The organism is Paenibacillus marinisediminis (genome assembly GCF_054343325.1).
Genome location: NZ_JBTGUH010000015.1, coordinates 1 through 26821 on the forward strand (window position 1 = coordinate 1; position 26821 = coordinate 26821).

Genomic DNA, 26821 nt, shown 5'->3' on the forward strand with positions numbered 1-26821 from the left:
TGTAAACCAAGGCCATGCCGCCTCCGCCTACGCGCTCCAATATTTCATATCTGCCCCCTAAAATAGTCCCTATCAAGAGTCACACCCCTCTTTCTCAGAGTCTGATTCATGGGGCTGGACAAGAATGACCGAGATGTTGTCATCTCCGCCTGCATCGATCGCTTGACCGACAAGACGATCCGCTATCGCTTCGAGCGGCAGCGAAGGATCAATGACTGTGGACCACATCGTATCGGTATTGATCATATTCGTCAGACCATCGCTGCATAACAGCAATATATCGCCCGGTTCAAGATGCGCCTCATTCATATCAACCTTCACTTCTTTATCCGTTCCTAACGCGCGAATCAGTACATTGCGGCGCGGGTGGCGCTCTGCTTCTGCTGGAGTAATCTGTCCAGACTTCAGAAGCTCGTGCACGAGTGAATGATCCTCAGTCAATTGATGAATGCCTCCGCGATTAATCAAGTAAGCTCGGCTGTCGCCTATATGACCAAGCGCCACTTCTCGATCAGATAACAACGCGGTAACGATAGTTGTTCCCATCTGATTGTACTTCTCATCTTGGGATGCGATATGGTAGATCGTATCATTGGCCCGCAGTATAGCGTGCTTCACTGCTTGCGCTCGCTCTTCGCGCGCCAAGTCCTCCGGCAGTACAGCCAGCTCCTGGATGACGGTATCTACCGCCAATCGGCTGGCAATATCCCCAGCTTGATGTCCACCCATGCCGTCAGCCACAATAGCTAACGTATATCCATTCGGCAGCTTGGCCGAATAGGCGCGGTCCTCATTGACAGCGCGTACTCGTCCAACGTCGGAACGATGTACTGCTTTCATACCACTCACCTCATTTGGATTCCATATGCTTAGCTCGCAATTGTCCGCACGCAGCGGCAATATCATGGCCTTGCTCGCGACGAATTGTTGAGTTAATGCCTTTGTCGACTAGCGTGCGGTGAAACTTAAATATCTCATTGCGCGGTGTGCGGACGTAATTGCGTTCTGGAACGTAATTGACCGGAATCAGATTGACGTGAGCGATCATTTCCATTCGTTTCAGCACATCCGCCAGTTCTTCCGCATGCTCCACCTGATCGTTCACACCGCCTATTAACGCGTACTCGAATGTGATGCGACGGCCGGTCTTTTCTTGATAGTGCTTCAGTGCAAGCATAACGTCTTCGAACGGAAAGCGGCGATTGACCGGCATCAGCTTCGAGCGCAGCTTATCGTTAGGTGCATGAATCGAGATCGCCAGATTAATCTGTGTGTTCTCTTCAGCGAACTTGTAGATGCTAGGTACGATACCGCTGGTCGATACCGTTATATGACGTTGCCCGATGTTCAAACCCTTCTCATGAATCATAATGCGCAGGAAGGCCATCGTCGCGTCATAATTCTCAAACGGCTCGCCTGTCCCCATAATGACGATACTGCTCACACGCTCATTTGTTTCATCCAATATTTTCTGAGCAGCCACAACTTGCGCTACGATCTCGCCTGCTGTCAGATTGCGTTTCAACCCCCCGAGCGTAGACGCGCAGAAGGTACAGCCGACTCGGCAGCCTACCTGCGTCGTTACACACACGCTGTTGCCGTAATCATGCCTCATGACAACTGTCTCAATAGCATGGTCGTCGTGAAGACCGAACAGGAACTTAATCGTTCCGTCGGAGGATTTCATATGTGTAATTTCCTTGAGTGTTACGAATTGGAAATGCTCCTTCAGCTTATCACGCAGCTGCTTCGACAGGTTTGACATCTGGTCGAAGTCTGTAATTCGCTTCACATAGATCCAATCAAAGATCTGTCCCGCGCGAAATGCGGGTTCTCCCTGCTCCTTGATCCAAGTCTGGAGTTGATCGTACGTTAGGTCATATATAAATGGTTTCATCTGTTCATTCACGCGCCTATCTTTCAGAGTATACTTCATTATGGACAATAAGAATTGTGCATTTGATCTATTTTACCACAATTGGCTATCATGCATAAAGTTTGTACTTTATCCATCATGATCAGGAATTCATTAATCGTTAGCTTACCAGTTCCAACACACAAATAACCCGCGTCTTACAGCCGAATCTACACGTTCGACTGTTGAAGACGCGGGTTATATTCACATGGCTACATATAAGATTGAAGCCGCTAAGCTCTCGTTAAGCAAGCAATAAAGAATCCGTCCGAATCTCCGTCATGCGGCAGCACCTGCAGCATGCCAGACTTGCTTCGCGCCAGCGCATCCGACAGCTTGTCTTGCGGCAGCGCGTTCTTCCAGCTCTCATCCAGCTTCCAATCGGGATTCTGCTTCATGAAACGCTCGACAACTTCCTCATTCTCTTCCCGTTCTACCGTACAGGTAGAGTAGACGAGCCTGCCGTCAGGCTTGACCAGCTTCGCCGCTGTTTCAATCAGCTCGGCTTGAAGCGCGGCGATTGCAGATACGTCCTCCGGACGCTTGCGCCACTTCAGATCCGGCTTGCGGCGAATGACGCCGAAGCCTGTGCATGGCGCATCCAGCAGCACGATGTCGAATGAGGCAGGCTCCAGCCGATCAGCCAGATTCAGCGCATCCTCATTCATCGTTCGGATGCAGGACAAGCCTAAGCGGTCGGCTTGATCCTGAATGAGCTTGACCTTGTGCGCATGCACGTCATTCGCGATGACCTCGCCCTCGCAGCCCATTCGCTCGGCGATGTGCATCGTCTTACCGCCAGGCGCAGCGCAGCAGTCCAGCACGCGCATACCTGCCGCAGGGCGAACCGCCTCGACGACGAGCATGGAGCTCTCATCCTGCACGGACAGCTTGCCCGAGCGATACCAATCGGTCAGCGCCAAGTTGCCCGCCCCGCCTGCAACGATGCCGTCTGCGCTGAGCGCGGAGGGCTGAACATACAGCCCTGCCGCTCTCATCTCGGCGAGCAGCTCGTCGCGTACAGCCCGCGTGCGATTCACGCGGGCACTAGCATGCGGCGCTTCATTATTCGCCGCGCACATCTCCTCTGTCTCCGCTTCGCCATATGTTTTTAGCCAGCGGGCAACTAGCCACTCTGGATGCGACTCATTCCAGGCGATTCTCGCAACAGGAGAAGCATCCGCAGGCGCATTCCACACCTCAGGCTCACGCATAACGCCGCGCAGGACGCCGTTCACGAAGCCGCCCATCGACTGCTGACCGCGGCGTTTCGCGATTGCTACTGCTTCATTAACCGCCGCATGGTCTGGAATACGATCCAGATAATGCAGCTGGTATAAGCTCATGCGCAGCAGATTGCGCATCCAGGGCTTCAGCTTAGCGATCCCTTTTGTAACTTTGCGTTCCAGTACGCCATCTATCGTATACATCCGCTGAATCGTGCCATACACCAGCTCTGTCGCCAATGCGGCATCTACACGCTCCAGATTGGATGATTTGAGCGCTTCGTTCAGCTGCAGATTGCTGTAGGAGCCTTCCTTATCAACCTGCACCAGCACCTCGAGCGCAACTTCGCGAGCGGTTTTGCGACGTGATCGTTGTTGCGGTTCCATGCGGCTCACAACAGCACCGTCCCGGCTTCCAGCTTGCCGCCGCGCATAAATTCTTGAACAGGCATCGCTTTCTTACCAGCCGGCTGTACTTCGGTCAACAGCAGCGAGCCGTCACCGGTCTTCACTTCGATTCCCTGCTCGCTAACATTCAACACGGTTCCGGGCTGTTGGTCGCCTCGTACTGCAGCAGAAGTCAGCTTCGTCGCCCATACTTTAAATACTTCATCGTTCCACGTCGTGAAGGCTCCGGAATACGGCACTAGGCCGCGAACTTGATTGAACAGCTCACGCGAGGTGCGGCTCCAATCGATACGCTCATCTTCACGCTTCAGGTTGGGCGCGTAAGTTGCCGCCTCGTGGTCCTGCGGCACTGCTGTAATGCTGCCCGCAAGAAGCTCCGGCAGTGTGCGTCGCAGCAGTTCAGAGCCTTCGACGCTCAGCTTCTCAAACATTGTGCCGGCGTTATCGGCATCCGTGATCGGAACCTCGACCCGGCTGATCATATCGCCTGTATCCATGCCTTCAGCCATATACATAATGGTCACGCCCGTCTTCGGCTCGCCATTGATGATCGAACGCTGAATCGGCGCTCCTCCGCGGTAAGCAGGCAGAAGCGAGCCGTGAACATTAATGCAGCCATAGCACGGCACGTCGAGCACCGCTTTCGGCAGAATCTGACCATATGCCGCTGTCACGATCAGGTCCGGCGCCAACGCCTGAATATCCTGCACGGTTTCAGACTTGCGCAGCTTCTCCGGCTGCCATACTGTGATGCCATGCTCAAGAGCCAGCGCCTTCACAGGCGTTGGCGTAAGGACACGCTTGCGTCCAACCGGACGGTCCGGCTGTGTGACTACCGCAGCTACTTCATAGCCTTCATCAAGCAGCATCTGCAGAACAGGCACCGCGAATTGAGGTGTACCCATAAATACTATTTTCGTCATTCGCTTACTCCTTGTCTTGCATATCTATTTCGTATACACTGTCGGCAATCGACGTGAACAGCACACCGTTCAGATGGTCTATCTCATGCTGGAACGCACGCGCGAGAAAATCCTCGGCAACCATTTCAAACGTTTTGCCGTAGCGGTCCATACCGCGTACTTTAATCTTCTTATATCGGCGCACTTCGCCGTTGATTCCTGGAATGCTCAAGCAGCCTTCCGCTCCGAGCTGTTCGCCTTCATGTTCGATCATGACCGGGTTCACCATCTCGATCAAGCCGTTGTCATCCCCAACATCAACCACAATGACTCGCTTCAATACGCCGATCTGTGGAGCTGCGAGGCCTACTCCTTCAGCGAAGTACATCGTATCCGCCATGTCATCAAGCAGCTTATGCAGATTAGCATTGAATTTTGTGACTTCCTTTGCCACCTGATGCAGGACCGGGTCCGGCTCAATTACAATTATTCGTATCGCCATTATGGGCACCATCCTTTGACTATGATTGTTTAATATACGATTGCCTGTGAACAGACATTATTCTTCTTTAGTGCTGCTTTATAATAGCTCTGTTACATGTTAGTGTTGATTTTCATACAACAAGCCCATAACCGCTCCAGCAATATGAATTGCAATATAATAGGCAAAATGTTGTACAGAATACAACATTACTTACAATGATCCACGATAATAAGCATATTGTTGTACGTTATACAACATTATGCCCTCAATCTCCCTCATTTCATAGTTAATTGCTAGACATTGTTGTATTCTGTACAACAATATGATGGGGCTGGATCATTAGAAGCTCATTATGTTGCACTTTATACAACAATTCTTATCACCCTGAGCTCTTCGTATATCAACAACTAACCATAACATAGTCTTTATAATAAATATGCCGTTTGTGCCATCCAACATCCTACATCATCATCTGCGGATCCATATCTACGCTGAACAGCACCTTCTGCTCGCGCGACATCGGCTCCAGCGTCTCCATCGCTGCCGCCATCAAGGCAGACAGATCGATATCGCCGCGGCATTTCACAACGCATTGGAATCGATACTTGTTCTTAATGCGTGGAATTGGCGATGCGACTGGACCGAACACATCGACCGCATGCGCAGAGCTATGCAGCGGTCGCAGCCACCCCTTGCGGTCCGCGAGCTCCTTGATGCGCATCACCGCATTCTCGGCCGCGCGCACGAGCAGCGGAAGCTGCTCATGCGTCATCGTGACTAGCGCCAGCCGGCAAAACGGCGGCACCATCTGAACGCGGCGGTGGCGCAGCTCCTCGGACGCAAAGTTCGTATAATCGTGCTGCGAGGCATGCACGATGGAATAATGCTCCGGTGCATAGGTCTGCACGATAACCTCGCCTGGCAGATGATGCCTTCCTGCGCGTCCCGCCACCTGGGTCAGGAGCTGGAACGTTTTCTCCGCCGCGCGGAAATCCGGCATATGCAGTGCAGAATCGGCTGCGATTACGCCAACGAGCGTCACGTAGGGGAAATCGAGCCCCTTCGCTACCATCTGGGTGCCGAGCAGCACGTCCGCGCGCCGTTGCCGGAATTGATCGAGCATCCGCTCATGCGAGCCTTTCTCTGTCGTCGTATCCACATCCATGCGAATCACTCGGATGCCTTGGAATCGGCGCGCCAGCTGCTCTTCAACACGCTGCGTCCCTGTGCCGAAGAAGCGGATATGCTCGCTCTCACAGGAAGGGCAAACGGACGGCGCACGCTCCGTATAGCCGCAATAATGACAGCGCAGATGTTCCTTCTTCATATGGTAGGTGAGTGATATATCACATTCGGGACACTGCGCTACAAAGCCGCATGTTCTGCACATCACGAACGTCGAGTAGCCGCGGCGGTTAAGCAGGAGCACCGTTTGCTCGCCGCGTTCGAGCCGCTGCTCCAGCGCGGCTTCGAGCTCCATGCTGAACATCGAACGGTTGCCCGCCTTCAGCTGTGCGCGCATATCGACGATTGTAACCGGCGGCAGCTCTCTGGCGCCTACTCGGTGCGGCATCATGAGCGGCGCAAGACTCCAGCTTGGAGCCTCAAGCCCCTGTGCTGCGCCCTGATAATTGTACATCTTAGCCGCGTAGTACGTCTCCATCGACGGCGTCGCTGATCCCAGTACGACGACAGCGTCATGCTGGCGCGCGCGTTCAATCGCGACGTCACGTGCATGATATTTCGGTGTTTCTTCCTGTTTATAGGACGTTTCATGTTCTTCATCTATTATAATCAGACCGATTCGACGAAACGGCGCAAACACCGCAGACCGCGCGCCGATCGCTACCTGCACACGTCCTTCACGAATCTTGCGCCATTCGTCATAGCGCTCTCCTTGCGACAGTCGACTGTGAAGCACAGCAACCTTGGAGCCGAACCTTCCCTTGAAGCGCTCAACCATCTGCGGAGTCAGCGATATTTCTGGAACGAGAACAATCGCCTCACGATCCATTTTCAAGCAGCGGTCAATCGATTGCAAATAAACTTCGGTCTTGCCGCTTCCCGTCACGCCTCTCAGCAGGAAAGACTTCGGCACTTCCGCATCCAGTGCTTCCACCAATTGGCCAAACACCTGCTGCTGCTCCTCCGTCAATTCGAGCGGTTCGGTCGGTTTAAACCGCTTATCCGCATACGGATCACGAAGCACCTCGAAGTCATCGATCGTTACAACGCCCTTGTCCGCGAGCGCCTTTACGGCGGTCGCATTCAAGTCCTTGAGTGGCATCTCGCCCCCGAAGGTGAGCAGCATCTCGATGACTTCCTGCTGACGCTTCGCCTTTAACCCCGCTGAGTAACGCTCCGCTTCCTCAGGATCCATATTCAGCGTCACCCGCTTCAGCTTCTTAACGCCGATACGATCCTTAATGTGCTCCGTCTCGAGCAGCCAACCTGCTTGCAGTGCAGTCTTCAACGTGTGCACCGCATGCGGGAATGTTTGCAGCAGCTTATCTGCTGGAACCGGCTGGTTGTCTTGAACATAATGCAGCAATCGTCTCACAGCGGGTTCTTCAAGCTTATGCTGCTGTAGCCAACCGATCAGATCCACTTCACCGCTCAGCGCTTGATCCCCAAGAATGATCGCCTTCTCGCTCTTGCCTTTGAGCGCGCTCGGAATCATAGACTGCAGCGCAGCTGTATGTGTGCATATATAGCGCGCGCTCATCCACTCTGCCAGCATGACAAGATCTGGCGGCAGCGGTGGAACAAGATCAAGCAGCTGCTGTATCGGTTTCAGCTTCTTCAGCGGAATGTCCGTCTCGGTTACGAAGCCGATGACGAATCCTTGAACCGTGCGCGGTCCAAAGGGGACACCCACACGGCTGCCGATCTCGATCCACGCCTGCATATCTTCGGGCACTACATAATCAAATGGTCGATTCGTATGCTTGCTCGGCACATCTACGATAACTCGCGCCAATAACGGGGCATCCCCCCAGCTATGAGCTTTAGGTCTGACATCAAGCTGAATCGAAGGCGAATCGTCCCAGTCAGCGAACCAATCCGAATTAGGATTCAATCGGATGCACCTCGCTGCTCATCCTGGTGATCGCGAGCTCTAGGATACGCTTCCCGATCGTCTGCTTGCTCGTCAGGGATATACCTTCTACCAAGCCGTTCGCATCAAATATAAGCACTTCATTTGTATCCGTGCCAAAGCCGGCATCCTCGCGTGAAACATCGTTGGCGACGATAAGATCGCATTTCTTCCGTTTAAGCTTATCCATCGCGTACTGCTCAACATGATCCGTCTCAGCTGCAAAGCCGATCAGGAATTGGTGCTGCTTCTTCTCGCCTAGAGCAGATAGAATATCAGAATTGCGCTCAAGCTCAATCACAAGCTTCGCGTCGTTCTTCTTCATCTTCTTATCGGCACGCACTGTTGGACGGTAATCAGCAACTGCCGCTGCCATGACAACCAGATCTGAAGAGCCGTAGCTGTCCATCACCGCATGATGCATATCCTGTGCCGACTCTACACGAATGACTTGTACACCTTCCGGAGGCGCTACCTGAATCTGACCTGCGATCAGTGTAACATCAGCGCCCATATCGCGCGCTGCCGCAGCGATGGCGAAGCCCATCTTGCCGGAAGAATCATTCGTTATATATCGAACAGGATCAATGCGCTCAATCGTTCCGCCAGCCGTAACGATTACGGATCTTCCCGCAAGCGGACGGCTAACTTCTTCTCCAGCTTGTGCCGCTATATTCGCCCCCTGCGTCACTTCGGCACATGCACATCCCGAGGATAAGCTTTCTCGGTATTTCGCTTCGCCTAAGTCAAAGAATCGCTCGACCTCAGCCGCAATATCCTCGGGCTCTGCGAGACGTCCCTTACCTGTATAGCCGCATGCCAGCAGACCTTCGCCAGGCTCGATCATCATGACCCCGCGCTCGCGAAGCAGCTGCATATTGTGCTGCACGGCAGGATGCGCATACATATGAACATTCATCGCAGGCGCAACCATAATTGGCGCTGTCGTAGCGAGAAGCGTAGTAGACAGCATGTCATCAGCTAAACCGTAGGTCATCTTAGCGATCATATTCGCTGTAGCTGGCGCAATGACAAACAGATCCGCACTGTCAGCCAGATCAATATGTGAGACGACGGAAGCGTCACGTTCGTCAAAAGTGTCCGTGTACACCGGATTGCGCGATAGCGTCTGCAGCGTCAATTCCGAAATAAACTGCGTAGCGTTCCTCGTCATAATAACATGTACGTGAGCACCCGCCTGCTTCAATTTACTGCATAACGCCGCAGCCTTATATGCCGCGATCCCTCCAGTTATGCCCAGCACGATCGTTTTCCCGTGTAACATATGCTCCCGCCTTTCACATCTCTATATGTAATCCTTCACGTAACTTAGGAACTACTGCAGTAACATCTGTCTAGATGATGAACTACGTATCAGTGCAATCGAAAAAAAGAACAACCTCACGGTTGTTTGATACTAACCCGAAATCTCACCGTCACGAGCAAGCTTTACCCATGTGCCCCAATAAGTGGACATAGGCTCTATCGCATAACGATTAAATGACTCGTAATATGAGAGCATCGCCTATCGAATCCGTTGGATTCAATACGCGATGCCTGACGTTGCTATTGCTGTTCTGCTTCTTCATGCAGCTCAGGCTGCTGTTCGATAAGGATAAGCTCATCGTAGATTTCTTCCAATGCCATGCCTACATACTTATGTGACTTAGGATGATGGAGTTCTGTGCGATCTCCTTCACGCAGCTGACGCGCGCGGCGGGAAGCCGCCACGACGAGTGAGTACTTGCTGTCAGTCTTCTTCACCAATTCATCAATAGATGGATATAACATATATTCGCATCCCTTCACATATAGTCTACCACTTATCAACCTGCTACACGACGTTCAGAAGGCACACTTATTCAGTGCGCCTCATAAACCGGTTGCCAACATCCTAAATCTTACAATGTTCGGCAATTATGATACTTTCTATACTTCGACAAGCATGATCGATTTCATCGTTAACGACAGCATAATCGTAATGCTCCATCATCGCGATCTCCTCGACAGCAGCATTCATGCGATGATCGATCACCGTGTCATTCTCAGTACCTCGGCCTTGAATCCGATCCTTCAGCTCGTCCAGAGAAGGCGGAAGTAGGAAGATAAAGACCCCTTCTGGAAACTTCTCTTTCACCTTAAGCGCGCCTTGTACTTCGATCTCTAGAATAATATCTTGACCCTTGGCCAGCGTCTCCTCAACGAATCCGCGCGGTGTTCCATAGTAATTGCCGACATACTCCGCATACTCCAGCATCTGATCGTCTTCAATCATCTGCATAAACTGCTCGCGAGTCTTAAAGAAGTAATTGACGCCGTCGATTTCGCCGAGACGCGGCTGGCGTGTCGTAGCTGATACGGAATAAATCAAATTCGATGTTTTCTTCATAAGTGCTTTGCATACCGTTCCCTTGCCCACGCCGGAAGGTCCTGAAAGCACAATTAATAACCCCTTCTTCATCTGCATCTCCATTTTATTCGTCGTTGTCGTCATCCTTTGTCGATAGACGATGCGCTACCGTCTCCGGTTGAACCGCCGATAAAATGACATGATCGCTATCCGTGATGATGACGGCGCGGGTACGGCGTCCATATGTCGCGTCTATCAACATATGACGGTCTCGTGCTTCTTGAATAATTCGTTTGATCGGAGCCGATTCCGGACTTACGATCGAGATGATACGGTTGGCGGATACGATGTTGCCGAAACCGATATTAATCAGTTTAATCGCCATTACTGGCCCTCCTCTTGTTTCGAGCGCTCCATTGTTACTCCATGTTCGCGACTTGCTCGCGTATTTTTTCTAACTCGGCCTTCATATCCACGACCCGGTTCACAAGCTCGAGATGATTAGCCTTAGAGCCGATTGTATTCGTCTCGCGGTTCATCTCCTGAATTAGGAAGTCTAGCTTGCGACCAACCGGTTCCTGACTAGAAAGCAGTTGGTTGAACTGCTGAATATGACTCTTCAGCCGTGTTAATTCCTCATCGATGTTGGAGCGTTCCGCAAAGAGTGCAACCTCCATGCCGAACTTCGTGTCATCGAAAGTAAGATGCTGCTCTGACAGCTGTTCCAAGCGTTGCTTCAGCTTCGCCCGATATTCTACAACGACTTCGGGTGCCCACTTCACTAGTTCCGCAAGGATCGCCTCAACTCGGAGCAAACGTTTCTCCGTATCCTGCTTCAAATGACTTCCTTCTTGAGCACGCATACGACATAAACCGTCCAAAGCTTCCGTCAACCCTTCAACTAAACAAGTTTCCAGTTGTTCTTCTGACCAGTTTGCTTGTTCTCGCACCGTCATTACATCCGGCAGGCTAAGCAGCTGATTAATTTCAACCGTCCCTGTCATGCCGTATTTCTGACGCAGCTGGTCAGCAGCTTGCATGTAAGCTTCTACTACCTGCAAGTTGACTTCAACAATACTTGTCGATTCCGCTTCACGCTCTTTGTTAATAAACACATCGACACGACCGCGCTTGAGCTGATTCTGCACGATGCGGCGCAAGCGATCTTCGAAACACGTCCACTCACGGGGCATGCGGAATACGATCTCGCTGTATCGATGATTTACGGATTTCATTTCAATGCTAATCTTATATCCGCCTATCTCTTTAGCGGATTGACCATATCCAGTCATACTGAAAACCATGGGAACCACATCCATTGTTCTATTTTAATTGATTATGTTTGATGAAACAAGGGGTCTGCTAGGCGTTCCGCTTTTTGCCAAACATATGATGTGAGATCCGCTGTCATCTCATAGAACATAAATGGAGTCATCAGATAAATGCCATTAAAATGCTTCATCACCGCGTCAATCAGCTCTTTTGCAATCTTAACGCCCTCTGCGCGGCCCTGTTCGCCTTCTAGTCCCTTCATCCGAGCCCGTACTTCATCAGACAATTGGATCCCTGGAACCTCATTATGCAGGTACTCTGCGTTGCGCCCGCTTGCTAACGGCATAATACCTACAAATATAGGAATCGAGATATCTTTTGTCATCTCAGCCAGTCGTTCGATTAAATCGATATCGTATACCGGCTGGGTCATCACATAATCAGCACCTGCTTCCACCTTGCGGTGTAAACGTCCGATTGCTTTCTCTAGATATTTAACATTCGGGTTAAAGGCCGCGCCTACCACGAAACGAGCATTCTGCTTCAAGGGCTTGCCAGAGAACGCAATGCCATTGTTCAACTGCTTGATCATTCGAATCATTTCAAATGATGTCAGATCGTAAACAGAGCTGGAATCAGGCAAATCGCCAAAACGAGCAGGGTCACCCGTAACGGCAAGCACATGATCGATGCCAAGTGCGTCCAGCCCCATCATATGAGACTGCGTACCGATCAAGTTGCGGTCTCGACAGGCGATATGAATAAGCGGACGAACTCCTGCCTTCTGCTGCATTAACGCACCAAGCGCCATATTGCTCATCCGCGTTACGGCGAGCGAGTTGTCAGCCAGCGTAACCGCGTCCGCGCCCGCAGCCTTCAGCACGTCTACACCTTTCATGAACTTCGCGATGTCCAGATCACGCGGCGGGTCAAGCTCAACGATGATAGTATGCCGCTGCTTAACGATATCCACGATCGTTTCACCTTGGATTCTTGCAGGAGCAGACGGGCGAATGCCTTCATGAAGAATTCGTTCTGTCAACAAGTCCAGCTCACCGCTGTCTATTGAAGCAGGCTTACCTTCAATAACAGGCAGCTCCGCGGGGTCAACCGTTCTCAGCGCACTCGCAATCGCGCGAATATGTTCCGGAGTCGTACCGCAGCAGCCGCCGATCAAGCGCGCGCCGCTCTTCGCGAAGCGAATCGCGCTGTCAGCCATATATTCTGCAGTCGCTACGAAGTTGTAGCGACCGTCCACATAGTCAGGCAGACCTGCGTTTGGAAATGCCGACATCGGCATATGAACATGCGGCTTTAATGTTTCAATTGCGCGCAGGATGCCGTTAGGACCCATTCGGCAGTTCAAGCCAACAATATCCGCGCCTTCATGCTGCAGAATGTGAAATGCCTCAACCAGTGAGAAGCCATCCTTCGTGCGCTCTGTTTCCTCAACCGCGAATTGGCATATCGTTGGGACGTCAGCATCCAGCCTGCGAGCGATACGCAGCGCCAGCAGCATTTCCTCTAGATCGTAGAAGGTTTCGAACATGATGCCGTCGACGCCTTCCTCCAACATAGCGGACAGCTGTTCCTCATAATCTCGCGTCACTTCGGAGGTATCGATATTTTCCCATTTACCTGCGCGAATGGAGCCGAGAGCACCGATTACATATGCCTTTCCAGCAGCAGCCTCCCGGGCAAGACGTACACCGGCACGGTTAATCTCTTGAACCTTGTCAGCTAGATTATGCTTAGCCAGCTTGACCCGATTCGCAGTAAACGTGTTCGTTTCCAGCAATTGAGCGCCCGCATCTACATACTCTCGATGAATTCTGCGAATGACATCGGGGTTGCTAATGTTCAATTCTTCGTATGAGATTCCAACTGGATATCCCATTTGATATAAATATGTCCCCATTGCTCCGTCGCCAACAATAATACCGCTGCGAACTGCTTCTCTTAATGATGAGGTGACAATTTCTCCCATTCCAACTCCCCCGTTCTATGTGTATGTATGATAGCGAGATTATGAATAAATGTTGAATAAAAAGCGCCCTTTCGGGGCGCCGTAGTATTCCAGTTAGTTCATCAATTATAGCATCACAATTCCATTTGGTGTATGGAATTTGGATAAATATTCACATATTTTATTTAATCCACTCCCCTTGATAGACAAATTCAGCTGGACCTGTCATATACACATGATTGTCTTGTTCATTCCACTCAATATATAAATCTCCGCCAGCCAGTGAAATCGTTGCGGCCCGATCTGTTTTGCCGTTCAACACACTCGACACTAACGTTGCGCATGCGCCAGTTCCGCAAGCCAGCGTAGGCCCCGCCCCTCGTTCCCAAACTCTCATATCCGCATAGTCCTGCGACTTGACAGTCACGAACTCTACATTAATTTTATGAGGGAACATCGGATGCTTCTCAAGCTTTGGTCCCCATCGTCCAATATCGAACGTTGCTGCATCATCAACATATATGACACAATGCGGATTACCCATCGATACTGCTGTAAAATGAAACAAACGCCCCTCAACCTCAATCGTTTGATCGACGACCTGTGCCGCATCAATTGTCGTTGGCACGCTTAGCCCGTTAAGAATCGGCTCTCCCATGTCAACTCGCACAGTCTCTACTTGACCGTCCCGTTTATTCAAATGAACGCGTTGAACCCCAGCGCCAATCGTTTCAATCGTCAACTCGTCACCATTCGTGTATCCCTGATCCGCTACATACTTCGCTACGCAGCGAATCGCATTGCCGCACTGCTCCGCTTCCGTACCATCCGAGTTCATAATGCGCATCATATAGTCAGCCCGCTCTGACGGCAATATATAGACTAAGCCATCCGCACCTATTCCAAAGTATCGATTACACGTCGCTACGGCCAGCTCCGCCGCGTTTGCTGGCAGCTCCTGTTCACCGAACACGATCACAAAGTCATTTCCCAAACCGTTCATCTTCATAAAGTGCATATTCAGCCCAACTCCCTTATCTAGCTCCCCTATCTTCAGCACGATCTTAATAGCCACAAATTGTTTGTCTTTTCCTGCATAGCTTAAAGATTTCCTTGACCAAAGAATAGCTTAAATAAAGGTGTTATGGTATTGAGTAACTGAAGTTTTATTTGCACTAAAATACATCACAATGTCCTGTCATCCTTCGTATTCCAGTATGCAGCTCTTTCATAGTTACTGGGTAAAAGCCTGTTATCTCGCGCTTGACCCTGCCTCCTCGACCGCTCGAGATCCTGTAAGCCGATTTTACCCCGTTATCTCATTCCTTAGGGTGGAGTTCCATCGCTGTAACTGGGTAAAAACCTGTTACACCGCGCCTGACCCCACCTCCTCGACCGCTCGAGCTCCTGTAAGCCGATTTCACCCCGTTATCTCATTCCTTAGAGTCGGGTTCCATCGCTGTAACTGGGTAAAAACCTGTTACACCGTGCGTGGCCCCACCTCCTCGCCCCCTCGAGATCCTGTAAGCCGATTTTACCCCGTTATCTCATTCCTTAGGGTGGGGTTCCATCGCTGTAACCGGGTAAAAGCCTGTTACACCGTGCGTGGCCCCACCTCATCGACCGCTCGAGATCCTGTAAGCCGATTACCCTTCAACGCGAAAGAACCCTCAAACCGCAAATTGCGGTGTTGAAGGTTCTGTCTCAACTAAATGATACCCCGACATTATGCCGCGCGACGTGCGACTGGTCGAATCGGCTTTATGCGGTTGCGGTTCTTCTTGCCCGACATAACGGAGCCGATTCCCATCAAGAAGGTAGGGATGCCCGCCATGACAAGCGTGACGCACCAATCGCGCAGATCGAGCGGCACGGTCTTGAAGATCGGCTGCAGCGGCTCGACATATAAGACAGCCAGCAGCAGAACGAGCGAAGACAATACAGCGAGCACCAAATACTTGTTCTGCAGGATGTTGCGGTGAAAGATCGAGCGCGAGCTGCGGCAGTCAAATACATGAATAAGCTGCGCCATAACAAGTGTCGTAAATGCTACAGACTGCGCATGGACCAGAGAATTGGCGTCACCCGGAATAGCGTTAAGCGTGATCCAGAACGCAGCCAGCGTGCACAATCCAATCAGGAAGCCGCGGCTGATAATCTTCCAGCCTAGACGGCGAGCAAATATATTCTCTTTCGCGGAGCGCGGACGATGCTCCATCAGATCCTTCTCCGGCTGATCAACACCGAGAGCCATTGCAGGCAGACCGTCGGTCACCAGATTGACCCATAGGATCTGAATCGGTATGAGTGGCAGCGGCAGACCCGCCATCATTGCAAAGAACATGACGAGAATCTCGCCAACATTCGAAGCGAGCAAATAGCGGATAAACTTGCGAATGTTTTCGTATATTGCACGCCCCTCTTCAATCGCTGATACGATCGTTGAGAAGTTATCATCGCTCAATATAAGTGAAGATGCCTCTTTAGATACATCAGTTCCGTTAATTCCCATCGAGATGCCGATGTCAGCCGCTTTAATCGCAGGAGCGTCATTGACGCCGTCGCCTGTCATCGCGACGACATGACCTTTACGCTGCAGCGATTTCACGATCCGCAGCTTATGCTCAGGCGATACGCGAGCATACACATACACATTGTCGACGACCTTATCCAACGCGTCATCGTCCATTTGCGCAAGCTGCGTTCCATTGACCGTCAGCCCATTCTTCGGCAATATGCCGAGCTGGTTCGCGATCGCTTCTGCAGTCAACTGATGGTCACCCGTGATCATGACCGTCTTAATGCCAGCGCGGCGGCACTGCTGGATCGCTTCGCGAACTTCGCGGCGCGGCGGGTCAATCATGCCCGCGAGACCCACAAAGATGAGCTGCGACTCCATACCATCCTCATCATCCGCATGCTCATTCGCTTTCAGCTCGCGGTAAGCCATCCCAAGCACGCGCAGCGCTTGCTTCGCCATATGCTCGTTCGCACTCTGCACCCGCTGCTTCAGCGTAGCCGTGAATGGGACAACCTTGCCATCCCACAGGACATAGGCGCAGCGGTCCATCAGCACATCGAATGCGCCCTTCGTGTAGACGTTGCGTCCACCTTGGTGCGACACGACTACCGACATTCGCTTGCGATCTGAATCAAACGGCAGCTCCTGTTCTCTCCGATAAGTCGCTCCCAAGGACATCGGCGTAGCGCCGAGCTTCGCCGCCATAACAAGCAACGCGCCCTCGGTCGGATCGCCCTTGATGTCCCACACACTATTATCAGGAGCTTGTTCCTTCTTCTTAGCCGCCTTCGTATTGCGGGACGAACGAAGCTGCTCTGCGTCGATCGTCTCCAGCACTGCATTGTTGCATAACGCGCTAACCTGCAGCAAACGGCGCATTGCCTGGTCATTCTTCAGATCGATCGGCTTACCGCCTTCCGTTACTTGACCTGTCGGCTCATAGCCTTCGCCACTCACTTCCAGCGCTCGTCCTCCGAGCCAGAGGCGCGTAACGGTCATCTTATTCTGGGTCAGCGTTCCCGTCTTGTCTGAACAGATGACAGATGCGCATCCGAGCGTTTCTACTGATGGCAGCTTGCGCACGATCGCTTTGCGCTTGATCATGCGCTGCACACCCAGTGCAAGAGCGATAGTTACGATCGCCGGCAAACCCTCTGGGATAGCGGCAACCGCCAAGCTGACGCCTGCGAGAAACATACCGAGCGCGGGTTGTCCGTGCAATATTCCTGCTACGACTACCATTACGGTAAGAACGAGAGCGACGATGATTAATATTTTGCCTAGCTGTTCCAATCGATGCTGCAGCGGCGTCTCCATCGAATCTGTATGCTGAATCAAATGAGCAATCTTGCCCATTTCCGTATCCATACCTGTTCGAATGACGACCCCTTTCGCAGTGCCTCGGGACATCATCGTTCCCATAAAGCCGATATTTTTCATATCGCCAAGCGGAATATCTTCTCTCTCGATCGTTTGATGGTGCTTGTTGACCGGCACTGATTCACCAGTCAGCGCGGACTCCTCCACGTAGCAGCTGTTCGTGTCCAGCCAACGTACGTCTGCAGGTACACGATCCCCGCTTTCCATCAGAATGATATCGCCCGGCACAAGCTCCTTCGCAGCGATATGCTTCACTTGACCTGAGCGAAGCACCTTGGCAGTAGGTGCCGACAGCTGCTTCAACGCTCGCAGTGACCGTTCGGCGCGGAACTCTTGAACAAATCCCAGCACCCCGTTCAAAATAATAATGGCAATGATCGTCACCGCGTCCAAATATTCTCCGAGCATTCCGGACACGAGAGTTGCACCTGCCAGCACGAGCACCATAAAATCTTTGAACTGGTTCAGAAACAGCGCCAAGGGAGAGATTTGCTTCCCTTCAGACAGCTCATTAGCTCCGAAACGCTCCTGGCGTTTGGAAGCCTGCTCGTCGCTGATTCCTTCGTCGATGTGGACCTCAAGCGCGGACAGCAGGTCGCTTGCCGCTATTTGGTGCCACTTGTTTTGTTCCATGGTCCGTTCCCCTTTCCCTCCATTGTGCGCCCGTACGCATTCATTTCACAACCACTGCACCTATTTAGGAAGGCACGCGTGCGGACAGCCTCTACGCTAAATCTATTCGGACGAGTCTCGAAATATCCCACTCAACTAAACCCGTGCTTAAGTTTTGAGCAAAAGTATGGCATCATAGAGAAAACAGTGTAAGGGAATAGGAGAATCAAGCTATGGCATTAGACGGCATCGTAACCCGCGCGATCGTTCATGAGCTGCAACAGATCGTCAGCGGCCGCATTCATAAAATTCATCAACCTACTGAACATGATATTATTCTGCATATTAGATCAACCGGCAAAAATTTAAAGCTTATCCTATCTGCGAATCCTACTTATCCTCGTGTTCATTTTTCGGAGCAGACGTATGTGAATCCGCCCGAGCCCCCTATGTTCTGCATGCTGATGCGCAAGCACTGTGAGGGAGGCTTCATAGAACGCGTGGTGCAAACAGGCATGGAACGCGTCTTGCATATCGATGTGCGGCAGCGAGATGAGCTGGGTGATGAAGCTGTCAAGCGAATCACGATCGAGCTCACAGGCAGACACAGCAACATCGTGCTGATCGATCCAACAACGGACACCATCGTTGACGGTATTCACCATATCACGCCAGCGATCAGCAGCTATCGAATCGTGATGCCGGGCTTCGCGTATACAGCTCCGCCAGAGCAGCACAAGGATAATCCGTTGGAAGTAACACGAGATCGCTTCTCCGTGCTGTGGAATGAAGCCATTGCTGCCGAATTAGACACGTTGGATCAAGATGCACTGGAAGCAGTTGCTGACCGCGCACCAGCTAAACCTACTTCATGGCTTGTCCAGCACATGTCCGGCTTCAGCCCGCGATTAGCTGACGAATGGCTGCATCGAGCTCAATCGGAAGAAGGCGATGCGGTGCAGCGAGGTTGGATTGCTTTTCAGTCCATCGTGGAGCCTTGCCGCAAGCAACAGTATTCGCCTACAATGGTGGAAGACGAGGCGGGAAAAGTATATTTCTCCGCGCTGCCGATCTCTTTCGTAGAGGGGAACGTCCACACCTATTCAACAATAAGCGAATGTATGGAAGCCTTCTTCGGCGATAAAGCGGAGCGGGATATGGTGAAGCAGCGAGTGGGAGATCTAGCTCGTTTCCTTCATCAAGAGCATGCCAAGAACGAGAAGAAGCTCGCGAAGCTGCAGGATACGCTGCAGGAAGCGCATGAGGCTGATCAATATCGGATCATGGGCGAGCTGTTATTTGCATCGCTGCACATGGTGCATAAGGGGGACAGCAGCGTAGAGCTTCCTAACTTCTATGATGAGAATGGTGCCATGATCCGGATCGAGCTTGACCCGCTCCTGATGCCGTCTGATAACGCGCAGCGGTATTTCAAGAAGTACAACAAGCTGAAGAACAGCATGAAGGTTGTCGAAGAGCAGATGGCTGAAGCGCGTTCGGAAAATGAATACTACGAAGTTCTTCTGCAGCAGTTGTCAGAGGCCAATATGCTGGACGCTCAGGAAATTCGCGAGGAGCTTGTAGAACAGGGCATATTGCGCAATCGGGATCGCAAACAAAAACGCAAGAAGAAGGATTCTCGCCCGACGGTGTACAGCTATACCTCTTCCGAAGGAATACCTATGTATGTTGGTAAAAACAACTTACAAAACGAGTACGTTACAAATAGGCTAGCGAAGTCGAACGACACTTGGCTTCACACGAAGGATATTCCGGGTTCGCACGTCGTCATACGAGCCGAACAGTTCGGGGAGCAGACGCTGGAGGAAGCGGCGCAGCTCGCGGCGTATTTCAGCCAGGCCAAGCATTCCAGCCAGGTGCCGGTGGATTACACCCTGATCCGTCATGTACGCAAACCGAACGGCGCGAAGCCGGGCTTCGTCATATACGAGCGTCAGAAAACGCTGTTTATTACGCCGAATGCGGACCTCATCAATACCCTGCCATTCCAAATGAAGCAGGGCGGATAAACGAAAGGCTGCCGATACAGGAAGGTTTCTCTTCTGTATCGGCAGCCTTTGCTGTTATGCCTTCAAACGGTCAGCAATCAGCTTCAGCTGATGAACGGTATCCATTCCGATCCGTCTTGAGCCTAATCGACCGTGAAATACTTCGCCTTGACGGGCGCCGTGAAAGTCGGAGCCAGCGGTCTTCAAGCACCCGCAGCGCTCTGCCATCCTCTCATACCGTATGACATCCTCCTCACCATGATCGGAATGCCATACCTCGATCCCATCGGGCTTAATATCCGCGACGATTCGCTCTACAAGCTCATCGCTGCCGTACAGCCCAGGGTGCGCAAGCACGACCGCGCCTCCCGCATCACGAATCCATTGCGCCGCATCCTGCGGACGTATGCGCGGCGGATTCACATATGCCGCTCCGTTAGCGCCAAGATAGCGGTCGAACGCTTCCTTCATGTTGCGGACCACACCTCGTTTAACGAGCGCGTCCGCAATGTGCGGGCGACCGACCGTCTCACCGTCTGCTAACGGTCGACCCAACTCGGACACAACCTCCTCCATAGTCAGAGGAATACCCAGTTCCGTGAGCTTGGCGCACATCATCTCGTTGCGGCGATCCCGCGTCTCACGCAGACTCGCAAGCCGTTTCAAGAACTGCTCATCCTGATCATCGATGTAGTAGCCGAGCACATGAATATCCACGCCTTCAAGCACTGTACTCACTTCTACACCGGGTACAAGCTCGATCCCCTGCACGTCAGCCTCCCGCTTCGCTTCCGCAATTCCCGCTACGGTATCATGATCTGTAATCGCGACGGCTTCCATCCCTGCCAGCTTAGCTAACTGAACATTGCGGCTAGGACGTTCCATGCCGTCTGAGGCTGTCGTATGGGAGTGCATATCCGCACCGCTGGATTCAAGCGGATATCCAATACTGCTATATGGTTGTTCGATCATCTTCCGTCTCTCCTTCTTGATACTATGTCTTTTGCCCTTTCATATGGCTTAGAAAGGCCGCTGCCGGCCATGCCAGCATGCTGTCGCGAAGCTGCACGGCGTAAAATTGGCGTGTGAAGGAAACACCCTCTACACGCAGCGCGTCCACAAGCTTCAAGGCGCGCTCATGCCGTACAGCTGACGGCGAGAGCATCGTCACGCCGATGCCGGCTTCAACAGCGGATTTGACCGCACCGCTGCTGCCGAGCTCCATGACCACTCGTATCTGCGATGGGTCAACTCCGTGCTGCCGCAGCGTCTCTTCCATGACGAGCCGCGTTCCAGAGCCCTGCTCGCGCAGGACAAATGAGCAGTCCAGCAGATCGGACATCGTTACGACCTCAGAACCCGCCAAGCGATGGTTGGCTGGGACGATCAGCATTAACTCATCCTCCATCACAGACTCCACTTCAATATCAGCGTCCGATATAGGGGCTTCGATCAGTCCTAAGTCCAATTGGTGCGCCCGTATCCCTTCAACGATCTGCCGCGTATTCATCACCTGCATGCGCAGCACCATCTTCGGATGCTTCAAGCCAAATGAACCAAGCACCTGCGGCAGCACGTACTCGCCGATCGTCAGACTGGCGCCGAGCTGAAGCCTTCCTTGCAGCTCATTCGTAAAATGGGTCATAGCCAGCTCGGTCTCTCGGACCAAGTCGAGGCTGCGCTGGGCAAATGGGAGCAACGTTCTGCCCGCATCAGATAGCTGGAGCTTCTTCGTTGATCGATGAAATAGCTTCGTCCCGAAATATTCTTCCAGCGATTGAACCTGCATCGTTACTGCAGGCTGTGTCATATGCAGCGCTTGAGCAGCAGCAGAAAAGCTGCCCTTGGCAGCAACCGTATAAAAAATATGCAGCTGATGAAAATTGACTCCCATTCACCCGCCTGCCCCTCGTTATATTTGCGTCCATTATATCACATTTATATCCAATCCCCTTGCGTTGATTCACCTGCTGCATCTAAAGTGTATCCGTTCTGCCGCGCATCGCACGCTGCACAAAAAAACCGCCCGCTGCCGATATCGGCATGCGAGCGGTTGATGCATATTAACTGATGGAGACACGATCCTCCTACAGCTTACATACCGTAGAATCGTGTCTTCTCTTCAAATTGTCCGCTGTATTCCGTCTTAAGCTCATTGCGGTAGGAGCGTTCAATCTTCTTGACGTAGCTGAGACGCTTTACATTTTTCATCGTCTCCTCCGCTTTGTCAGCGTTCACATACAATACGGCATACTGCATTCGCCGTGAAATGTAATGGAGTGCCCCATACTTCTCAAGATTGCGAGCGGCTTTGACATCACTAATCCATATGATATAACCTGTCCGTTCTGGAAACATGCTTCCCCTCTCTTTCCTAGCTACCGAATTGAAAGAGCATCAACCTCTGATCGATCAGCAGCTGCTGCAGTTGCCACTGCAACCGCCGCCGCATCCGCCAGAAGATTTCAGCGAATTGCTTGGCACCTTAATAGACTCTGACACCGAGTTTGCAATCGTCTTGGACATGGAGTAAAGCATATCGTCCAATGCTTCCTCTGCACGCTTGAATTCGTATACTTCCTCAAACTGTTCTAAGCGAGCCTCCATCTCCTTAACAGCCTTTCTGGCTTCATGATAATCAGGATGGAAACGGCCAAACCGTTCCGTTTCAGCAAACAATTCCTTCTTGCGGGCAAATTCAATCAATAACTGCTGAACATCTTGCTGAGCGTCTACTCGCTCTTTCCAATATAGATAAGCGGCCATCTCGGCCGATTCCTTAACCATGTCTCCCAACTCATAAGCTGTCGTTAGCAGAGCGGCCATATCGGCCTGCTCGTTCGTTTGCAGCACGATTATCACGCTCAATTCCTTAATAGATAGTCGCTAACGTTCCAACCAACCTGGCAGCATAATCCGCACACCTTTCCACGATGAGGAACTTAACACAACGGACTCTGCATCACCATCCGAATCACGTTTCACAGTCACTGACCAACCTGCGGGAGCAGCAGCATCGTCAGTTCTGATCGGAAGCACTTTCATCGATCCGACTTGGTCGTCTTCGATATAAAGCGGAATTCGCAGGCGTACAGCAGTATCCACCAGTTCCCTTAAAGTAGAGGAATGATAGCTGCGGACAGCGGTCGTCCACATAGCAGGCAGTTGGCGGAACTGCGCCAACACGTCATCCTCTGGAATGCTCGTGTCCATTTCATAATACTGCAATGCACTTTGACTGTAAACCATTCCTTTTCCAGCCGCTTCAAGCGATTGACCATTATGCTCCGCATTTCCGCGGCTGTCTTGAGAATTATTGGAATTTGGCAACCAAAATAATACATCCGATTTTTCATCTGGATTGCTTCCGTTTTCGGATTCCCAACGCTTCAATGGAGTTAAACCTAGCTGGTCAAGCTGTTTGCGCAAGGACTCAATTTGGCTGCGTTCCACGATATAATCCTGCGGCCCAATTGGAACAACGCCAGCAAGCCTATTCTGCGCGATCTCCTGTGCAATACGTTCACCAGTCGGCTGATCCGCAGCGCGCAGCAATACCACCTCTGCAAAATGCACCCTGCCGTATTGAGAAGCCCAGCGTTCGAGTGCATCCCGAACATTATCCGGTACTCCTGACATCGCATGCTGTTCCAGAAATGCCAGCTGCCATTCAAGAGAACGACGCAACTCAATCGCACGATGACATGCTTCTCGCGTCAGTCGATAAGTAATCATGGGCTCTGAAGCTGCACGCTCAGCCATCATCTCTAACTCCCAACGCAGGAGGAAGGAGCTGTCGGGCGGGACGATAACTTCAAAGTCAGGCTGGACAAATATTCCGTCCAGCATACTTTCAAGCTGCTCGCTCTCAGCACAATTAGAAGCATCTTCGTAAAGCGGAGCAAGCCAGCGATACCACCACTGACCGGCATCATCCGTCCCAAGATCGCACAAACCGAGTTCATGGGCCGCTGACAACCATTCACGCACGGTGCCTGCAACATGAGCACTTGATTGCTGATCCGCGGGAACATGAAGCCATCCCTGCTCCAGCAGAACTGCCATAACACGCTCCGCGCACTGCCAATGATAAGTACGACTTCCTCCTGCCTCTTCGCCTATTCCAGCACTCGAACATGCTAGTGCATAAACGATATGCTTATACTCAACTTGGTTAGGGACGTAGTGTTCAGCCGCAATATGGAACAGCGCCTGACGCCATGTCTCAAGAGGTCGCTGCAGCCATTCCTTCAGCGTCGCTCGATGAAGCCGATATCCGCCTGGCTCTTTGAGCAATAGACCAAGCCGAAGCGAAACATCGAGAGCAAGAGTGGCGGCTATTGATAATGTGTCGGAAAATGGATACTGGATGTGTAGCACAGACAGCGTTTCGTCCTGAAGATTAAGCTCGCTCTCCAATCGCTGAATCGTCTTCTTATGCAGCAATCCTTTGGCTGTAAGCGGCAATCCTTCCTCCGCTGCTCTGACAGCTAACCTGAAGACTGCACCTGCAGCTCCTTCTCCCGCTTCAATTGCATCTGTATCTGAAAGAGGCTGTACGGCAGGCATTTCCACAAAATTATGCTGAATAGTCGACGTATCTAAAGCCTCCGTCAGCTGAAGCTCAATCATAACCTCATATATATCAGATGGGATGAAATAGATCCGCTCTCCCCACGTTTTGCGCAGCGCCGCGACTAATCCTGTCTTGAGCAACTGCGGGAGCAGAGCGCGTATGTAGGACACTGGCAGGTCGATATGATGCCACTGATCCAGCTTGTTCAGATCAAACGGCAGTGGCCCCGTTCGGCGCGTCAACGCCTTGAATAGGGAACGACGTTCTGGACTTAAAGCTTCTATTGCTTCCTTTATCGTATTGCGATCACGTGCATATTCTGTCCAAAGTGAGATAAGCTGATCGTCACCCGCTCCATTGCTGCTAACTGCTTTTTGAATTAGCTGTGCCGTATTCACCGTTCTCCCACTCCTTTATCAACCTATACTCATAGCCCTGCTCGATTAAAAATAGCTGACGTTTCATCGCATATTCTGTTTCTTTCGTATCTTCGCTAACGAGCGTATAGAAATGCGCCATTCTTCCATCCGCCTTGGGTCGCAGCAATCTTCCCAGCCGCTGCGCTTCCTCCTGCCTGGAACCATAGCTCCCGGATACCTGAATCGCCAGCGTAGCATCCGGCAGGTCGACGGCAAAGTTGGCTACTTTCGATACGACCAATACCGGCACACTGCCGTTCTTAAACTGTTCATACAGCCGCTGACGCTCATCCTGCGGTGTCTTGCCCGTCAACAGCGGGGCATGCAAGGCTTGCGACAGCTCCTCCAGCTGATCTAGATATTGTCCAATTACGAGTGTCGGAACGTCTGGGTGCGCTGCTAGGATCTGGCGTGTCATGCTGATCTTGTCCTCGTTCTCGCCCGCAATACGCGTTTTCTCCCTCAGCACAGCGCGGCGATAGCGCTCCATCGTCGGCTCCGACATTGCCACTCTGACCTCTGTGCAGAGAACCGTCGCAATCCAGCCCTGCTCCTCTAACTGACGCCACGGCAGCTCGAACCGTTTAGGACCGATAAGCGAGAACACATCCCGTTCGCAGCCGTCTTCACGCACCAGCGTCGCTGTCAGCCCTAAGCGGCGGGTAGCCTGGAGATCCGCCGTCGTACGAAAGATCGGAGCGGGCAGCAGATGTACTTCATCGTATATGATGAGGCCCCAGTCTCGCTCGTGAAATAGGCGCATATGCGACCATTCCTCTCCCTCCGTCCGCCGATACGTCATCATCTGATAGGTTGTGATCGTCACAGGACGAATCTGCTTCCTCGCTGAAGTATATTCCCCGATCTGTTCAGGCTTAATCGTAGTCTTAGCGATTAGCTCACGCTTCCACTGCTGAACCGAGGTTGTATTGGACGTTAATATAAGCGTCTCACTCTGCAACGCCGCCATCGCGCCTATCCCTACAACCGTCTTACCAGCTCCGCACGGCAGTAGTATAACCCCGTCGCCGCCCAGCTTGTCTTTGCCGCCGATATACGCTTCGACCGCTTCCGATTGATAGCTCCGCAGCAGCGTAAGGCCATCTTCTTCTGCCCCTATGAGCGAAAAGGAAAGCTTATCTCCATCATGATAACCAACCTTGTCGATGACGGGGTATCCGATTCGCGCCAACACGCGTTTGAGACGACCTCGATGCTTCGCTGGAACGATTGCAACTCCTTGTTCAATCCTTCCACTGAATAAGGAGCCCGTTTCCGTATCGTTCATCATCCGTTCCAATAAGGTGTTATCCCGACATGTTAACCGAAGTGTAAGCTCTTCATCTCCGCCAGACAGTGTGAACAGTCCATAGCGATTCATCCATAAGGATATATCCTGCTTGGCGCGAAGTGGAATCGGCCATGATGCGTACCGATCCAGTATCTCGATAACATCTGTATCCTTAAGGCCGTATGCTGCCGCGTTCCATAACGTTAGTGCGGTTATCTGGAACGTATGCACACCCGCAGGATGTTTAATGAGTGAAGCAAATCGCTGCAGCGCCGAACGGATCTCGGCATATCGCGAACCTTGCTCATGAACCAATATACTAAGATCCTGCTGGACAACCAGCTCGAACTTCGACATGATCCCAGCACCTCTCTTTCTTACAGCCGATTGTAA

General features: G+C 51.8%; 21 protein-coding genes. 1 reads left to right on the forward strand and 20 read right to left on the reverse strand.

Annotation, left to right across the window (positions count from 1 at the left end; translation table 11 throughout):
* Window positions 1-72 precede the first annotated feature (72 nt).
* The 14 genes from ACXX53_RS20925 to ACXX53_RS20990 all read right to left on the reverse strand — a co-directional run bounded on the left by ACXX53_RS20925 (window position 73) and on the right by ACXX53_RS20990 (window position 18154).
* Window positions 73-840: a Stp1/IreP family PP2C-type Ser/Thr phosphatase gene (locus ACXX53_RS20925; RefSeq protein ID WP_458570632.1), complete on the reverse strand. Its 768-nt coding sequence runs from the start codon at window positions 838-840 to the stop codon at window positions 73-75.
* A 10-nt stretch (window positions 841-850) separates the two neighbouring features.
* Window positions 851-1897 carry a 23S rRNA (adenine(2503)-C(2))-methyltransferase RlmN gene (gene rlmN / locus ACXX53_RS20930; protein WP_458570693.1) on the reverse strand — a complete coding sequence of 349 codons (1047 nt, stop codon included), beginning with the start codon at window positions 1895-1897 and terminating at the stop codon, window positions 851-853.
* 251 nt (window positions 1898-2148) lie between these two features.
* On the reverse strand, window positions 2149-3528 hold the full coding sequence (gene rsmB, locus ACXX53_RS20935; RefSeq protein WP_458570633.1) for a 16S rRNA (cytosine(967)-C(5))-methyltransferase RsmB: 1380 nt from the start codon (window positions 3526-3528) through the stop codon (window positions 2149-2151).
* Between the two features lie 5 nt (window positions 3529-3533).
* Window positions 3534-4472 (reverse strand): methionyl-tRNA formyltransferase, encoded by a 939-nt coding sequence (fmt, locus tag ACXX53_RS20940; RefSeq protein WP_458570634.1) that lies wholly within the window; start codon window positions 4470-4472, stop codon window positions 3534-3536.
* A gap of 4 nt (window positions 4473-4476) precedes the next feature.
* Complete coding sequence (def, locus tag ACXX53_RS20945; protein ID WP_458570635.1) at window positions 4477-4953, reverse strand: peptide deformylase; 477 nt, start codon at window positions 4951-4953, stop codon at window positions 4477-4479.
* A 442-nt stretch (window positions 4954-5395) separates the two neighbouring features.
* Window positions 5396-7966 carry a primosomal protein N' gene (gene priA, locus ACXX53_RS20950; protein WP_458570694.1) on the reverse strand — a complete coding sequence of 857 codons (2571 nt, stop codon included), beginning with the start codon at window positions 7964-7966 and terminating at the stop codon, window positions 5396-5398.
* Between the two features lie 37 nt (window positions 7967-8003).
* Window positions 8004-9317: a bifunctional phosphopantothenoylcysteine decarboxylase/phosphopantothenate--cysteine ligase CoaBC gene (gene coaBC / locus ACXX53_RS20955; RefSeq protein WP_458570636.1), complete on the reverse strand. Its 1314-nt coding sequence runs from the start codon at window positions 9315-9317 to the stop codon at window positions 8004-8006.
* A gap of 281 nt (window positions 9318-9598) precedes the next feature.
* Entirely contained in the window at window positions 9599-9823 is a 225-nt protein-coding gene (gene rpoZ, locus ACXX53_RS20960; RefSeq protein WP_458570637.1) for a DNA-directed RNA polymerase subunit omega, read from the reverse strand.
* Between the two features lie 103 nt (window positions 9824-9926).
* On the reverse strand, window positions 9927-10493 hold the full coding sequence (gmk, locus tag ACXX53_RS20965; RefSeq protein WP_458570695.1) for a guanylate kinase: 567 nt from the start codon (window positions 10491-10493) through the stop codon (window positions 9927-9929).
* 13 nt (window positions 10494-10506) lie between these two features.
* Window positions 10507-10767, reverse strand: a complete 261-nt coding sequence (remA, locus tag ACXX53_RS20970; RefSeq protein ID WP_005548256.1) for an extracellular matrix/biofilm regulator RemA — start codon at window positions 10765-10767, stop codon at window positions 10507-10509.
* Window positions 10768-10801: 34 nt separating this feature from the next.
* On the reverse strand, window positions 10802-11686 hold the full coding sequence (locus ACXX53_RS20975; RefSeq protein ID WP_458570638.1) for a YicC/YloC family endoribonuclease: 885 nt from the start codon (window positions 11684-11686) through the stop codon (window positions 10802-10804).
* A gap of 32 nt (window positions 11687-11718) precedes the next feature.
* On the reverse strand, window positions 11719-13641 hold the full coding sequence (locus ACXX53_RS20980; protein WP_458570639.1) for a bifunctional homocysteine S-methyltransferase/methylenetetrahydrofolate reductase: 1923 nt from the start codon (window positions 13639-13641) through the stop codon (window positions 11719-11721).
* Between the two features lie 160 nt (window positions 13642-13801).
* Entirely contained in the window at window positions 13802-14638 is an 837-nt protein-coding gene (gene dapF, locus ACXX53_RS20985) for a diaminopimelate epimerase (RefSeq protein ID WP_458570696.1), read from the reverse strand.
* Window positions 14639-15346: 708 nt separating this feature from the next.
* The gene (locus ACXX53_RS20990) at window positions 15347-18154 is read right to left on the reverse strand and encodes a calcium-translocating P-type ATPase, SERCA-type (protein WP_458570640.1); all 2808 of its coding nucleotides are present in this window, start codon (window positions 18152-18154) and stop codon (window positions 15347-15349) included.
* A 212-nt stretch (window positions 18155-18366) separates the two neighbouring features.
* On the opposite strand from ACXX53_RS20990, the gene ACXX53_RS20995 reads away from it, so the two are divergent.
* Complete coding sequence (locus ACXX53_RS20995; protein ID WP_458570641.1) at window positions 18367-20163, forward strand: Rqc2 family fibronectin-binding protein; 1797 nt, start codon at window positions 18367-18369, stop codon at window positions 20161-20163.
* Window positions 20164-20217: 54 nt separating this feature from the next.
* Here the strand turns inward: ACXX53_RS20995 and ACXX53_RS21000 are convergent, their stop codons facing one another.
* From ACXX53_RS21000 to ACXX53_RS21025, 6 genes are all read right to left on the reverse strand, one after another.
* On the reverse strand, window positions 20218-21114 hold the full coding sequence (locus tag ACXX53_RS21000; RefSeq protein ID WP_458570642.1) for a PHP domain-containing protein: 897 nt from the start codon (window positions 21112-21114) through the stop codon (window positions 20218-20220).
* Window positions 21115-21136: 22 nt separating this feature from the next.
* Complete coding sequence (locus tag ACXX53_RS21005) at window positions 21137-22036, reverse strand: selenium metabolism-associated LysR family transcriptional regulator (RefSeq protein WP_458570643.1); 900 nt, start codon at window positions 22034-22036, stop codon at window positions 21137-21139.
* Between the two features lie 200 nt (window positions 22037-22236).
* The gene (locus ACXX53_RS21010; RefSeq protein ID WP_458570644.1) at window positions 22237-22500 is read right to left on the reverse strand and encodes a YlbG family protein; all 264 of its coding nucleotides are present in this window, start codon (window positions 22498-22500) and stop codon (window positions 22237-22239) included.
* A gap of 54 nt (window positions 22501-22554) precedes the next feature.
* Entirely contained in the window at window positions 22555-22968 is a 414-nt protein-coding gene (locus ACXX53_RS21015; RefSeq protein ID WP_458570697.1) for a YlbF family regulator, read from the reverse strand.
* Between the two features lie 60 nt (window positions 22969-23028).
* The gene (locus ACXX53_RS21020) at window positions 23029-25116 is read right to left on the reverse strand and encodes a helicase-associated domain-containing protein (protein WP_458570645.1); all 2088 of its coding nucleotides are present in this window, start codon (window positions 25114-25116) and stop codon (window positions 23029-23031) included.
* Window positions 25082-26785 (reverse strand): DNA repair helicase XPB, encoded by a 1704-nt coding sequence (locus tag ACXX53_RS21025; protein WP_458570646.1) that lies wholly within the window; start codon window positions 26783-26785, stop codon window positions 25082-25084. Before ACXX53_RS21025 ends, ACXX53_RS21020 begins: the two co-directional genes overlap by 35 nt.
* Between the last annotated feature and the right edge of the window lie 36 nt (window positions 26786-26821).

Coding starts and splice junctions, on each gene's coding strand:
- rpoZ (WP_458570637.1), bottom strand. CDS start 9,823: ATGTTATATCCATCTATTGATGAATTGGTGAAGAAGACTGACAGCAAG.
- dapF (WP_458570696.1), bottom strand. CDS start 14,638: ATGCACTTTATGAAGATGAACGGTTTGGGAAATGACTTTGTGATCGTG.
- remA (WP_005548256.1), bottom strand. CDS start 10,767: ATGGCGATTAAACTGATTAATATCGGTTTCGGCAACATCGTATCCGCC.
- def (WP_458570635.1), bottom strand. CDS start 4,953: ATGGCGATACGAATAATTGTAATTGAGCCGGACCCGGTCCTGCATCAG.
- ACXX53_RS20925 (WP_458570632.1), bottom strand. CDS start 840: ATGAAAGCAGTACATCGTTCCGACGTTGGACGAGTACGCGCTGTCAAT.
- ACXX53_RS20990 (WP_458570640.1), bottom strand. CDS start 18,154: ATGGAACAAAACAAGTGGCACCAAATAGCGGCAAGCGACCTGCTGTCC.
- ACXX53_RS21025 (WP_458570646.1), bottom strand. CDS start 26,785: ATGTCGAAGTTCGAGCTGGTTGTCCAGCAGGATCTTAGTATATTGGTT.
- coaBC (WP_458570636.1), bottom strand. CDS start 9,317: ATGTTACACGGGAAAACGATCGTGCTGGGCATAACTGGAGGGATCGCG.
- ACXX53_RS21005 (WP_458570643.1), bottom strand. CDS start 22,036: ATGGGAGTCAATTTTCATCAGCTGCATATTTTTTATACGGTTGCTGCC.
- rsmB (WP_458570633.1), bottom strand. CDS start 3,528: ATGGAACCGCAACAACGATCACGTCGCAAAACCGCTCGCGAAGTTGCG.
- ACXX53_RS21015 (WP_458570697.1), bottom strand. CDS start 22,968: ATGGCCGCTCTGCTAACGACAGCTTATGAGTTGGGAGACATGGTTAAG.
- ACXX53_RS20975 (WP_458570638.1), bottom strand. CDS start 11,686: ATGGTTTTCAGTATGACTGGATATGGTCAATCCGCTAAAGAGATAGGC.
- ACXX53_RS21010 (WP_458570644.1), bottom strand. CDS start 22,500: ATGTTTCCAGAACGGACAGGTTATATCATATGGATTAGTGATGTCAAA.
- fmt (WP_458570634.1), bottom strand. CDS start 4,472: ATGACGAAAATAGTATTTATGGGTACACCTCAATTCGCGGTGCCTGTT.
- ACXX53_RS20995 (WP_458570641.1), top strand. CDS start 18,367: ATGGCATTAGACGGCATCGTAACCCGCGCGATCGTTCATGAGCTGCAA.
- ACXX53_RS20980 (WP_458570639.1), bottom strand. CDS start 13,641: ATGGGAGAAATTGTCACCTCATCATTAAGAGAAGCAGTTCGCAGCGGT.
- rlmN (WP_458570693.1), bottom strand. CDS start 1,897: ATGAAACCATTTATATATGACCTAACGTACGATCAACTCCAGACTTGG.
- ACXX53_RS21000 (WP_458570642.1), bottom strand. CDS start 21,114: ATGATCGAACAACCATATAGCAGTATTGGATATCCGCTTGAATCCAGC.
- gmk (WP_458570695.1), bottom strand. CDS start 10,493: ATGAAGAAGGGGTTATTAATTGTGCTTTCAGGACCTTCCGGCGTGGGC.